The sequence below is a fragment of the Geodermatophilus sp. SYSU D00684 genome, from assembly GCF_054050455.1.
In genome coordinates this window covers 60060-72094 of sequence record NZ_JBJGZI010000001.1, presented here as the reverse complement: position 1 = coordinate 72094, position 12035 = coordinate 60060, and the positions used below count along the sequence as shown (strand labels likewise).

The 12035-nt window shown below is 76.6% G+C and carries 12 protein-coding genes; 3 read left to right on the top strand and 9 right to left on the bottom strand.

Annotated features, from left to right (window positions below; all coding sequences use genetic code 11):
* Nucleotides 1-2 precede the first annotated feature (2 nt).
* Both ACI79L_RS00365 and ACI79L_RS00360 read left to right on the top strand, forming a co-directional pair.
* Nucleotides 3-1055, top strand: a complete 1053-nt coding sequence (locus ACI79L_RS00365; RefSeq protein ID WP_456934861.1) for a chemotaxis protein CheB — start codon at nucleotides 3-5, stop codon at nucleotides 1053-1055.
* A 78-nt stretch (nucleotides 1056-1133) separates the two neighbouring features.
* Nucleotides 1134-3074: a CheR family methyltransferase gene (locus tag ACI79L_RS00360; protein ID WP_456934860.1), complete on the top strand. Its 1941-nt coding sequence runs from the start codon at nucleotides 1134-1136 to the stop codon at nucleotides 3072-3074.
* Here ACI79L_RS00360 and ACI79L_RS00355 read toward each other — a convergent pair whose 3' ends face one another.
* The 8 genes from ACI79L_RS00355 to ACI79L_RS00320 all read right to left on the bottom strand — a co-directional run bounded on the left by ACI79L_RS00355 (nucleotide 3075) and on the right by ACI79L_RS00320 (nucleotide 10607).
* Nucleotides 3075-4349, bottom strand: coding sequence for an ANTAR domain-containing protein (locus ACI79L_RS00355; RefSeq protein WP_456934859.1), 1275 nt, complete (start codon nucleotides 4347-4349; stop codon nucleotides 3075-3077).
* Entirely contained in the window at nucleotides 4346-4723 is a 378-nt protein-coding gene (locus ACI79L_RS00350; RefSeq protein WP_456934858.1) for a hypothetical protein, read from the bottom strand. The genes ACI79L_RS00355 and ACI79L_RS00350 overlap by 4 nt, the downstream gene beginning before the upstream one ends.
* 63 nt (nucleotides 4724-4786) lie before the next feature.
* Nucleotides 4787-6271 (bottom strand): amino acid permease, encoded by a 1485-nt coding sequence (locus tag ACI79L_RS00345; RefSeq protein ID WP_456934857.1) that lies wholly within the window; start codon nucleotides 6269-6271, stop codon nucleotides 4787-4789.
* Nucleotides 6272-6330: 59 nt separating this feature from the next.
* Nucleotides 6331-7182, bottom strand: coding sequence for a pyridoxal kinase PdxY (gene pdxY / locus ACI79L_RS00340; protein WP_456934856.1), 852 nt, complete (start codon nucleotides 7180-7182; stop codon nucleotides 6331-6333).
* 33 nt (nucleotides 7183-7215) lie between these two features.
* Complete coding sequence (locus tag ACI79L_RS00335; RefSeq protein WP_456934855.1) at nucleotides 7216-7623, bottom strand: four-helix bundle copper-binding protein; 408 nt, start codon at nucleotides 7621-7623, stop codon at nucleotides 7216-7218.
* On the bottom strand, nucleotides 7620-8606 hold the full coding sequence (locus tag ACI79L_RS00330; RefSeq protein WP_456934854.1) for a beta-carotene 15,15'-dioxygenase, Brp/Blh family: 987 nt from the start codon (nucleotides 8604-8606) through the stop codon (nucleotides 7620-7622). The genes ACI79L_RS00335 and ACI79L_RS00330 overlap by 4 nt, the downstream gene beginning before the upstream one ends.
* 2 nt (nucleotides 8607-8608) lie before the next feature.
* Nucleotides 8609-9646 (bottom strand): bacteriorhodopsin, encoded by a 1038-nt coding sequence (locus ACI79L_RS00325; RefSeq protein ID WP_456934853.1) that lies wholly within the window; start codon nucleotides 9644-9646, stop codon nucleotides 8609-8611.
* A gap of 58 nt (nucleotides 9647-9704) precedes the next feature.
* On the bottom strand, nucleotides 9705-10607 hold the full coding sequence (locus tag ACI79L_RS00320; protein ID WP_456934852.1) for a potassium channel family protein: 903 nt from the start codon (nucleotides 10605-10607) through the stop codon (nucleotides 9705-9707).
* A 241-nt stretch (nucleotides 10608-10848) separates the two neighbouring features.
* On the opposite strand from ACI79L_RS00320, the gene ACI79L_RS00315 reads away from it, so the two are divergent.
* Nucleotides 10849-11229: a hypothetical protein gene (locus ACI79L_RS00315; protein WP_456934851.1), complete on the top strand. Its 381-nt coding sequence runs from the start codon at nucleotides 10849-10851 to the stop codon at nucleotides 11227-11229.
* On the opposite strand, the gene ACI79L_RS00310 is transcribed toward ACI79L_RS00315, so the two are convergent.
* The gene (locus ACI79L_RS00310; protein ID WP_456934850.1) at nucleotides 11226-12032 is read right to left on the bottom strand and encodes a hypothetical protein; all 807 of its coding nucleotides are present in this window, start codon (nucleotides 12030-12032) and stop codon (nucleotides 11226-11228) included. The two genes, ACI79L_RS00315 and ACI79L_RS00310, sit on opposite strands and share 4 nt — an antisense overlap.
* Between the last annotated feature and the right edge of the window lie 3 nt (nucleotides 12033-12035).

Sequence of the window (12035 nt, the reverse complement as noted above, 5' to 3'; positions counted from 1 at the left end):
GGATGCACCGGGACCTGGTGGTGATCGGCGCCTCGGCCGGCGGTGTCGAGGCGCTGCGCGACCTGCTCGCCGGCCTCCCCCGGGACCTGCCCGCCGCGGTCCTGGTGGTGCTGCACATGCCCTCCAGCGGCCGCAGCGCCCTGCCGGCCATCCTCGGGCGGGTGTCGGCGCTGCCGGTGTCCGCGGCCCGGGACGGGATGCGGCTGGAGCCCGGCACGGTCGTCGTCGCCGTGCCCGACCGGCACCTGATGGTGGCCGACGGCCGCCTGCAGCTGTCGCGGGGGCCGCGCGAGAACGGCCACCGGCCGGCGGTCGACGTCCTGTTCCGCTCGGCCGCCCGCGCGCACGGCCCCCGGGTGGTCTCGGTCGTCCTGTCCGGCGCGCTCGACGACGGCACCGCGGGCACGATCGCCGTCCGCGCCCGGGGCGGGGCGGCGATGGCGCAGGACCCGGAGGAGGCGCTCTACCCGAGCATGCCGCTGCACGCGGTGGAGGTCGGCGGGGCCGACCACGTCGCCGGGCTCGCCGAGCTGCCGAAGCTGCTGGACCGGCTGGTGCGCGAGGAGGTCGGCGCCATGGCCCCGGCACCCACCCAGCTCATGACGACGGAGACGGACATGGCCCGACTCGACGGCGAGGCGATGGACGAGGACACGCGGCCGGGGACGCCGTCGGGCTTCGGCTGCCCCAGCTGCCACGGCGCGCTGTTCTCGATCAGCGAGGGCGGCCTGGAGCGGTACCGGTGCCGCGTCGGCCACGCCTGGTCGCCCGAGGCGCTGGCCGCCGAGCAGGCGGAGGCGCTGGAGGGCGCGCTGTGGATGGCGCTGCGCGGCCTGGAGGAGCGGGCGGCGCTCAGCCTGCGCATGGGCCTGCGCGCGGAGGACAGCGGGCACCGGCACAGCGCGCTCGCCTTCCGGCGCCGGCACGACGAGGCGCTCGGGGCCGCCTCGCTGCTGCGGGACCTCCTCGAACGCGGTGCGCTCAACGGCGAGGGTCTCCCGGACCAGGTCGACGACAGGCTCGGCGACCCCGCCGAGGGCGCGGCGGGGGCCTGACCCGTGGCCGACGAGAGACGGCGGGACCAGGACCCGGTGAGCGACGACGGAACGACCCCCGGCCCGGGCGACGGTGACGTGAGGACCGACGACCTGCCCGCCGGCGACCCGGCGGAGGACGCCGACCTGCTGGCCGACGACGCCGAGCCCGACGACGGCGAGGCCGACGCCTTCAGCGACGCCGCCGCGGGCCTGGACCCCGACTTCGAGTCGCTGCTGGTGTACCTGCGCGAGCGGCGCGGCTTCGACTTCACCGGCTACAAGCGGCCCAGCCTGGTCCGCCGGGTGCGCCGGCGCATGGCCGAGGTGGGCACGACCTCGGTCGCCAAGTACCAGGACTTCCTCGAGGTCCACCCCGACGAGTTCGCGCCGCTGTTCAACACGATCCTCATCAACGTCACGAGCTTCTTCCGCGACCGCCCGGCCTGGGACCACCTGCGCGACCGGCTGCTGCCGGACCTGCTGGCCGCCGCCGGACCGCGGATCCGGGTGTGGAGCGCGGGCTCCGCGTCCGGGCAGGAGGCGTACAGCCTGGCGATCCTGCTGGCCGAGGCGCTCGGCATCGACGAGTTCCGCGAGCGGGTGAAGATCTACGCCACCGACGTCGACGAGGAGGCGCTGGCCCAGGCCCGCCAGGCGCTGTTCACCGAGCGCGAGATGGCGGGCCTGACCCCCGAGCAGGTGGAGCGGTACTTCACCCAGGAGGGCACCCGGTTCGCCTTCCGCAAGGACCTGCGGCGCTCGGTCATCTTCGGCCGCAACGACCTCGTGCAGGACGCGCCCATCTCGCACGTGGACCTGCTGCTGTGCCGCAACACCCTCATGTACTTCAACGCGGAGACGCAGAACCGCATCCTCGCCCGGCTGCACTTCGCGCTCGCCCCGCACGGGCTGCTCTTCCTCGGCAAGGCCGAGATGCTGCTCTCGCACGCGCAGCTGTTCGTCCCGGTCGACCTCACCCGCCGGTTCTTCCGGAAGCGCGACGGCGGGGGGCAGCCCGAGCGCCGGGCGGTCCCGGCCGTCCCGCGCAGCGAGCTCGACGGTGGGCTGGGCGACCTGTCCCGGCTGCGGCGCCAGGCGATGCTCTCCTCCCCGGGGGCGCAGCTGGTCCTCGACGCCGACGGGCGGCTGGCCCTGGTCAACCACCAGGCCCAGCGGCTGTTCCACGTCGACGAGCGCGACGTCGGCCGGCCGTTCCAGGACCTCGAGGTGTCCTACCGCCCGGTCGAGCTGCGCGGCGCGATCGCCGAGGCGGTGAGCGGCCGGCGCGCCGTGTGGCTGCGCGGCGTGGAGCGGCACCAGGCGGGCACGGAGGCCCTCGTCTTCGACGTCCAGGTGCTGCCCCTGTCCCGCGAGGACGGCACCCCGCTCGGCGTCACGGTCGTGTTCGAGGACGTCACCCCCTACCGGCGGCTGCAGCGGGAGCTGGAGTACGCCAACCGGCAGCTGGAGACGGCCTACGAGGAGCTGCAGTCGACCAACGAGGAGCTGGAGACCACCAACGAGGAGCTCCAGTCGACGGTCGAGGAGCTGGAGACCACCAACGAGGAGCTCCAGTCCACCAACGAGGAGCTCGAGACGATGAACGAGGAGCTCCAGTCGATGAACGACGAGCTCCACACGACCAACGAGGAGCTGCGCTCGAGCACCGACGAGGTCGCCACGCTCAACGAGTTCATGACCGGCGTGCTCTCCAGCTTCCGCGCCGGCGTCGTCGTCGTGGACCGGGACCTGCGGGTGCTGGCGTGGAACTCCGCGGCCGAGGACCTGTGGGGCCTGCGCCAGGACGAGGTCAGCGGCCAGTACCTGCTCAACCTGGACATCGGGCTGCCGGTGTCGGACCTGCACCCGCTGCTGCGCCGGCAGGTGGCCGGTGAGGAGCCCTCGCACGAGACCGTCGAGCTGCGCGCGGTCAACCGGCGGGGACGGCCGGTGCAGGTCCGGGTGACGGTGAGCGCCTTCGCGCCCCGCGCCGGGCAGGGCGGCGGCGCCGTCGTCCTCATGGACCCCGTCGACTGATCACCGGGCGGCGGCGATCACCTCGTCGGCGTGCCCCTCGACGACGAGCTGGGCGAGGTCGCGGACCTTGACGTTGAGCCGGTTGCTCAGGGTGACCAGCCGGGCGAACGCGTCGTCGGCGTCGACGCCGAGCCGGCCCATGAGCACGCCCTTGGCCTGGTCGATGACCGCCCGGGTGGACAGCGCCTGCTCGAGGTTGGCGGTGAGCCGGTGCAGCGCCTCCCGCTCGCCGACCTCCTGCAGCACGGCCGCGAGCGCCACTGCGACCAGCTCGGCGATCCGCCGGTCCGCGGGCCCGAAGGCGTCGGCCCGGGACGAGTAGACGTTGAGCACGCCGGTCGGCTCGCCCGTCAGCGCCATCGGCACCGCGAGGACGCTGCGCACCGGGCCGACCGCGGCCAGCCGGGCCAGCGCCGGCCACCGGGGGTCGGTGCGCAGGTCGCCGGTGACGACGACCTCGCCGGTGGCGGCGGCGTCCAGGCACGGGCCCTGCTCGGCGCGCATCTGCCGGCCGTCGGCCTCCTGGGCGACCGTGGAGTCGCTGCCGAGGAACCGCGGCGCCGTGGGGGAGCCGATGGTGATGCTCACCCAGTTGGCCGCCGGGACGGCGCTCTGGGTGAGCGCCGCCATCCGGCCGAGCAGCTGCCGGCGGTCGCCGTCGGTGCCGGCCAGCCGGGTCAGCTGGGTGAGCGCCTCGGCCACGGTGACCGGCGTGCCCTCCCCGTCGCGGGCGGCGGGCGCGCCGCCGGGGACCTCGGGCGGGCCGAGCGGGATGCCGCTGTCGTCGGTGACCAGGACCCAGCGGATCCGCGCCCGCAGCGGGTCCGGGTCGACCACGTCCGGCGCGCCGAACAGCTGCCCCTCGGCGCTCGCGCCACTGCGACCGCGGACGGTGACCGGGGCGCGGTACGCGTCGACCTGCCCCGACCTGAGCGCGCGCAGCGCCGCCCGCAGGCCGGGCACGTCCCGGGGCTCGAGGTAGACGGTCAGCGGCTTGCCGGCGAGCCGGGGCACGGGGACCCCGGCCAGCCTGGCCAGCTCCGGGTTGACCTCCACCAGCTTGCCCGCGCCGTCGGTGACGAACAGGCCGACGGGCAGGACGGCGGCGACGTGCTCGTGCCACCGGCGCTCGTCGTCGAAGCGCGCGACCAGCCGGGCGATCTCCTCCTGCTGCGCGCGCAGTTCCTCCTCGGCGACCCGCAGCTCCTCGTGCGCGACGGCGAGCTCGGCGAGGTCGTCGACGACGCGCCGGTCCGGCAGCGGGTCGGTGTTCACGGCGAGCCCTCCCGGGCCGCGGCGCCGTCGGCGGCCGCCTGCCGCCGGTCCTCCTCGGCCTCGTCGCGGTGCTGGGCCGCCCGGCGGCGGTGCTCCGCGGCGTCGCCGATCCCGCGGGCGGCGGCGTCGTCGTGCAGCCGGGCCGTGCGCTCGTGCAGCTGGGAGGAGTGCTCGTGCCGCGCGGCGGAGCGGCGGTGGGCCGCCTCCGCGCGCTCGGCGGAGTCCTCGGCCGCCTCCTTCGCCGCCCGGACGTCGTGCTCGGACGGGACCTGGCCCGAGTTCAGGCGGAACAGCCGGTCGGCCAGCTCGCGGGTGCGCCGGCCGGCCGCCTCCGCGCGCTCGGCGGCCTGCTGCGCCTGGTCCTCAGGGGTCATGCCCCCATCGTGCTCGCCCCGGCCGCCCGCCGCACGCGTGTCCGGCACGGCGGCGACCGGCCCTCACACCCGCCCGGCGGCCCGCTCCCGGGCGGCCGCGCGCACCCGGGAGTGCCGGTAGCCGTAGGCGACGTACACCAGCATCCCGAGCGCGAGCCAGGCCAGGAACCGCAGCCACGTCTCGATGCTCAGGTTGAGCATCAGGTAGAGGCAGGCCAGCGCGGCGACGACCGGCAGCACGGGGGAGAACGGCACCCGGAACGGCCGCTCGAGCTGCGGGCGGGTGCGGCGCAGCACCGGCACCGCGACCGCCACCAGCAGGAAGGCGAACAGCGTCCCGATGCTCACCAGGTCGGCCAGCGTCCCGAGCGGCACGAACGTCGCCAGCACCAGCACCAGGACGGCGAACAGCAGCGTGACCCGCGCCGGGACGCCGGTGCGCGGGCTGACCCGGGCCACCGCCGGCGGGAGCAGCCCGTCGCGGCCCATGGCGAACCCGATCCGGCCGATGGTGATCAGGTCGACCAGGATCACCGAGGTCAGCCCGGCCACCGCGGCGATCGACACCAGCGACGACGCCCAGCCCAGCCCCACCTGGTCGAACGCGTCGGCGATCGGCGCGCCCTCGTCGATGTCGGTGTACTCGACCATCCCGACGACGACGAACGCGACGCCGACGTAGAGCGCGGTGGCCAGCCCGAGGGTGCCGAGCAGGCCGAGCGGCACGTCCCGCGCCGGGCGCCGGGTCTCCTCCGACAGGTTGGCCACCGCCTCGAAGCCGGTGTAGGCGAAGAAGACGACGGCCGCCGCGGTGAGCACCCCGCCGACGCCGAACGCGACCGGCTCCAGGCCGGCGAGCACCTCGATGAGCGGCCGGGCCAGCCCGCTGCCGCTCTCGGCCGGCTGCGACGGCGGCACGAACGGGGTGAGGTTGGCGCCGCGGACGAACCAGACCCCGGCCAGGATGACGAACAGGCAGACGGCGACCTTGACGACGACGAGCACGCCGGTGACCCGCGCCGACTCGCGGATGCCCAGCACCGCCACGAGCGTCAGGACGACGACGATGAACGCGGCGCCGACGTTCACCGTGGCGGTCTCGCCGAACATCGACGGCGGCAGGTCCAGCAGGTTGCCGACGTAGCCCGACCAGCCGCGGGCGACCACGGCCGCGCCCAGGGCGAACTCGAGGAACAGGTCCCAGCCGATGATCCACGCGACGACCTCGCCGACCGTGGCGTAGGTGTAGGTGTACGCGCTGCCCGCCGTCGGCACGGCCGAGGCCAGCTCGGCGTAGCAGACCGCCGCGAGCAGGGCGACCACGCCGGCGATGGCGAAGGAGACCACCACCGCCGGGCCGGCGCTGTTCTTCGCCGTCACGCCGGTGAGCGTGAAGATCCCGGTGCCGATGACGATGCCGATGCCGAACCCGACCAGGTGCCGGGCGGACAGCCGCTTGCGCAGCTGCCCGCCGCGGTCGGGCGCCCCCTCGTCGTTCCCGGCGTCCGCGCGGACGGCCTCCACCGACTTCGTCCGGAACAGGTCCACGGGGGGACGCTAGGTCGGCGCGCGCCCGCCCGCTGGGTGAGGAGGAGGGTGGTCCGTCCTCAGACCTCGTCGACGGGGAAGGTGCGCGACGGCGCCACGAACTCGTCCTGGGCGGCGACCAGCAGGATCTCCCGCGACCTGGCCTTCTCGGTGCGCCGCAGCAGCCCCCAGACGCTGGCCGCGGCCCGGCCGAGCGCCTCGCCGGCCGAGCGGGTGTCCAGCCAGTGCGCGAGGAACAGCGCCGCGATCGCGTCGCCGGCGCCGTTGACCGACACCGACAGCCGCGGCGTGCGCACGCGGAAGTGCCGGCCGCCCTCGGAGGCGAGCAGGTCGACGGCGTCGTCGGGGGTGTCGTCGGTGACCAGCGACGTCGTCAGCACCACCCGGGGGCCCAGCGCCTGCACCGCGGCGACGGCGTCCTGCACCTCGGCGAGGGTGCGGGTCGCCGTCCGGGCGAGCAGGTCGAGCTCGTAGTGGTTGGGCGTGACGACGTCGGCCGCGGGGACGGCGACCTCGCGCATGAACTCCTCGATGCCGGGCCGCACGAACACGCCGCGGCCGACGTCGCCGATGACCGGGTCGCAGGCGTAGACGGCGTCGGGGTTGGCCGCGCGCACCCGCCCGACCGTGCCGACCACGGCGTGGCCGATGTCGGCCGAGCCGAGGTAGCCGGACAGGACCGCGTCGGCGGTGCCGAGCACGCCGCGGTCGGCGATGCCGTCGACGACCTCCTCGATGGCCTGGCCGTCGAACACCCGGCCGGTCCACGCGCCGTAGCCGGTGTGGTTGGAGAACTGGACGGTGTGCACCGGCCAGACCTCGACGCCGAGCCGCTGCAGCGGGAAGACGGCCGAGGAGTTGCCGACGTGGCCGTAGGCGACGTGCGACTGGATCGAGAGGACGCTCACCACGGGCGCACACGCTGCCATGCGCCCGCGGGCCGGTCAGCCGAGGGTGGCCACCAGGTCGCGGCAGGCCTGCTCGCAGCGCCGGCAGGACTCGGCACAGACGCGGCAGTGCTCGTGCATCTCCGCGTGGGACGCGCACTCGTCGCCGCAGGCGCGGCAGGCGGCGGCGCACGCCTCGAGGACGGTGCGGGTGAGGTTCGCGTCGTAGCCGGTGTGCCGGGACAGCACCCGCCCGGTCGCCTCGCACACGTCGGCGCAGTCCAGGTTCGTGCGGATGCACTTCCGCAGCTCGGCGACCATCTCCTCGGACAGGCAGGCGTCGGCGCACGCGGTGCACGCCTGCGCGCACTCGACGCACGCCTCGATGCAGGCGGTGAGCCGCTCGCGGTCGATGCCGCCGAGGTCGGCCGGGTAGGTGTCGAGCATCTGCGTGGCGACGGTCACGTCGGTCTCCGTTCCCTGCGTCGGGCCGGGGCGGCGGGCGCCGTCCCGGGCGGCGGGTCCCGGCGGGCCGTCCGGTCGAGCCGGGCGACGACGAGCGCGTGCGGGAGCGTGAGCGCCGCCAGGACGGGCAGGGCGGTGGCCAGGGACCCGTGCCAGCCTCCCGCGGCCGGCCACAGCAGCGCCAGGACCGCGAGCACCGCGAGGGTGGGCAGCGCCGCGGCGACGGCGAACCGGCGCAGCGGCGCGCCGAGCCGCCCGCGGGCCAGGTGGTCCGCGTTCGCCGGGTCCGTGGCGACGAGGCGGGCCACGTGGCGGACGGCGTGCCAGCAGCCGAACCACACGCCGAAGGCCGCTGGCGGCGGGACGACCAGGACGAGCACCAGCAGGACGGCGACCTCGGCGGCCTCCAGCCACCGGCCGGCCAGCAGCCGCTCGGCGGCCAGCGCGGCGGCCGCCGGGAGCACGGTGACCAGCACCGTCGCGACGACGGCGGCCGGCAGGACGCCGCTGCTGCCGGGCACGACCGCGGCCACGACCGGCGCGGCCCCGTCCGCCCCGCGGGCCAGGGGGACCAGCAGGACGAGCGCGCCCAGCACCACGGACGCCGTCGCCTGCCGGTGAACGGGCCGGCCGGCCCGCAGGTCGGCGAAGGCGGTCTCCCCGGTGCCGAAGTGCCAGGTCGACACGAGCACGAAGACGACCAGCGCCGGCCCCGGCGCCGCCCGGAACAGCAGCCACCCGGCGGCGGCCACGGCGGCGTAGCCGAGGGCGGCCAGCGCCCGGCGCGGCAGCCGCCCGCCGGTTCCCAGGTGGTCGACCGCCCCGTGCGGGAGGCCCAGCAGGAGACCCGCCGCCAGCGGCAGCCAGGCCAGGTCGCCCCAGCCGACGGTGACCTCGACGGCGACCACCGCCGCCACCGCGGTCAGCGAGACGGCGGTGGCGACCCGCGCGGGGGCGGTGACCGGACCGGCGGGGGACGGCACGGTCAGGTCCGGTCGGCCGTCCAGGCGGCCCCGTACCGGCCGGCGGAGACCCGGCTGCCGGGGTCCCGCCCGGGCAGGTGCTCGACCTCGTGGTGCTCGTGCGGATAGGCCGGGTGCGTGGCGAACACCGGGGCGTCGAAGACGGTGTTGTCCTCGAAGCGGGTGCTGCGGTGCTCGGTCTGCGTGCCCGGCAGCACCGCCTCGCTCTGGTGCACGTTGCTCACCCACACCGAGCGGGGGTGGGTGTCGACGCCGGCGGCGACGTCCTCGGCGGTGCGCAGCTTGGCCACCTTGTGGACCAGCACGCCGAAGCCGACCTTGGCCAGCACGTCGGCGGCGGAGTAGGCCACCTGCATGCCGGTCAGCCACGCGGGCGTGACGTCGACGAACACCGGGACCGCGTAGACCAGCGGGTAGACGCCGAAGGCGGCCAGCAGCACGACGGCCGCGTTGCGCAGGCTGGTCCCGGCCTCGACGCTCATCGACGCCGTCGAGGAGCGGACGGCGCCGATGAGCGCGGCGTACAGGTAGGCGCAGAAGGCGGTGCTGGTGCAGCCCCACAGCACCAGCGCGCCGACGTCGCGGCCCTGGGCCAGCACCTGGCTGCCCAGGAAGCCGGTGAGGATCATGAGGAAGGCCGCGGCCATCGTGGTGAACCGCAGGGTGCGCGCCCGGGCCCCGGTGAGCGAGCAGACGGCCAGCAGCTGCGCGGTCAGCAGCGGGACGGTCACCGACCAGTCGGCGTACCGCGGGTACAGCGTCGCGCGCGCCTCGGCGTTCGGCACGTAGACGCCGTCCTGCAGGTCGAAGCCGGTGTCCCACTTCAGGTACAGCACCAGGTACGACAGCGCCGCGACGCCCGCGATGCACAGGCCGGCGAGCACGGCGGGGCGGTAGCGGGCGCCGACCTCGTCCCGGCTGGTCCACGAGTGGAGGAGGTAGGCGACCAGGGCGAGGCCCGCGCCGGCGAGCGAGTAGGTGACCAGGTCGTACAGGCCGGGCGGCATGGTCTGCAGCTCGGGGGTGGGCGTGTCGGACACGTCTGCGGGACCTCCGGGGAGCCGGGGCTGCGGGGCCGCGGCTCGACCCGCGGCGGGGTTACCCCCCGTCCCCCGGCCGAACCGGGCGTGCCCCGTCGGGCGGGTGGCCGTGGTCGTCGGCGTAGGCCGCGACCCGGGCCCGCACGTCCCCGCCGCGGTGGAGGAACTGCCGGTCGAGCACGCCGGTCAGGTCCTCGAGCGCGAGGCCCAGCAGCGCCGCGGCCGCGCGGACCTGCGGGTCGGCCGAGCGGCCGGCCGCCTCGGCCAGCGCCAGCGCGACCGGCAGCTGCAGCGGCAGCGCCGTCTCGGGGTCGACGTCGCGGAAGTAGTGCGTCTCGGCGTGCTGGGTCACGTCGACCCGCACCTGCGCCAGGTCGACGGCGACCTCGCGCACCAGGCCCGCGTCGACGTCCGCCGGGGGCAGCGCCGCCCGCCCGAGCAGGGACAGCCGCAGCGCCAGTGCCCGCCGCCGGCTCAGCGCCGGGTACACCTGCAGCACCCAGGTCACCGCCGCGGTCAGCAGGACGAAGCCGACGAGGGCCTGCACCGGGACGGCGATCCGCAGCCACGGGCTCTCGGGGACGATGTCGCCGAAGCCCAGCGTCGCCAGCGTGACCAGGGACAGGTAGACGGCGTCGAGCACGCCGCTGCGGCCGGACTCCAGCCCGCTGCCGTAGACGAAGCCGTGCGGCAGGTGCGGCCAGTAGACGAGGGTCCAGCCGGTCACCAGCAGCGCGATCCAGACCAGCACGACGACGACCATCGCCATCGGCCCGCCGAGGAAGCCGGCCGCGGACCGGTGCCGCGCTCCCCGGCCGGCCCGCCAGACCGCCTGCATGAGCCGCCGGCTCAGCCCGCGGCGGCCGCTGGGGTGCCACAGCGTGTGCACGATGTCCCGCAGCACGAGCAGGACGAGCAGGGCGCCGGCCGTCGTCGCTGCCCATCCCGCCGCCGAGGCCACGCGGCGAGGGTGCCAGCAGGGAGTCCCGCGCGGAGTCGTGCTCTGCCCCGCCGGGCGGGGCAGAGCACGACCCACCCCGGACCCGGGTGCTCCGGCCGCGAGCCGGGAGGGTCGTGTCGGCGCGTCGCGCGGCGGGGCGCGCGGACCGACTTGTCGCGGAACCGGGGCGGCGGGATCCTGCGGTCACCGCCGCGGACGCCGGGCTCCCGGGCTGTGCGGCGCGGTCCAGGGGAGGGCCGCCATGGGCTGGGCTGTCGTCAGCGTCGTCGGGTTCGTCGTGCTGACCGCGCTGGTCACCGCGATGGCACGCAGCAACACCGCCCGCTGGGAGCGGGACCACCGCGCGGCCCAGGCCGCGGCGCGGGCGCAGGCGGCGCGGGCGCGCAGCGCCTGGACGGCGGCCCTCGGCCGGGCGCGGCCGCAGCCGCCCGAGGAACCGCGCCGCGGCTCCCTCCACCTGCCGCACGTGCGCCTGCCGGCCGCCCTGGTGGACCGGCTGCCGCACCCGCACGTCCCGCTGCCGCGGCACCTGCCGCACCTGCACCTGCCGGTGCTGCGCCTGCCGGGCCGGGTCCGGCCCGACCGGGAGCCGGAGGAGCCGCCGCGCGCCGAGGCGTCCTAGACCGCCAGCTCCGGGCCGGGCGCCTCCCGCTCCGCGACGGGGAAGGTCAGCTGCTCGAAGCCGGGCCGCTCCGCGCCGCGCGCGGCCCGGCCCGCCCGCCGGGCGGCCGCCTCCCGCTCGGCGGTGCGCCGCGCGTGCCGGGCGCGGGCCTCGGCGAGGCCGGGCACGTCGAGCCCGTCGGCGGTCAGCCGGCAGGCGGTCAGCCGCACCCAGCGGACCGCCGCGCCGGCGTCCCGGACGCCGACCATCAGGCCGCGGTCGTGCCGGCGCACCACGAGCGCGGCGCCGCGCACCCGCGCCTCGGCGGCCGCGGACACCTCGGCGTCGGGACCGTGCAGCCAGGTGACCCGCCCGTCCGCGCGCCGCAGCACGTCGTCCCGCTCCCGCCAGGCGTCGTCGGCCAGCGGGGCGAGCTGGACCTCGAGGACGCCCGCGCCGGGCACGACGACGTGCAGGCCGGGGTGGCCGCCCGGGTCGGGCGCCCGCACCACCCGGGCCTCGTGCGCCTGGCCGGTGAGCCACGCGGTCAGGGGGCGGCGGTAGCGCAGCGCGTCGTAGGCGGGGCCGGCCGCGGTGCCGCGCCGGGCGAACCCGCAGGCGGCGGACCCCACGTGCCGGAACGCGGGTCGCGGCCCGTGCGCGACCTCGAGCCGGCCGCCGCAGCCGCCGGCCTCGCGCGCGCACCAGAAGCCGCCGCGGGCCTGCTGCTCCAGGCGCCACGCGTCGTCGTCGTCGCGCGGCAGCTCGACGGCCGCGGTGCCGTCCGGCCCGTCGGTGACCGCCCAGCGCAGCTCACCCGTCACGGC

What these genes read in the sequence shown, in the direction of transcription:
- ACI79L_RS00365 (WP_456934861.1), top strand. Translation starts at nt 3, where the DNA reads ATGCACCGGGACCTGGTGGTGATCGGCGCCTCGGCCGGCGGTGTCGAG.
- ACI79L_RS00350 (WP_456934858.1), bottom strand. Translation starts at nt 4,723, where the DNA reads ATGACCCCTGAGGACCAGGCGCAGCAGGCCGCCGAGCGCGCGGAGGCG.
- ACI79L_RS00315 (WP_456934851.1), top strand. Translation starts at nt 10,849, where the DNA reads ATGGGCTGGGCTGTCGTCAGCGTCGTCGGGTTCGTCGTGCTGACCGCG.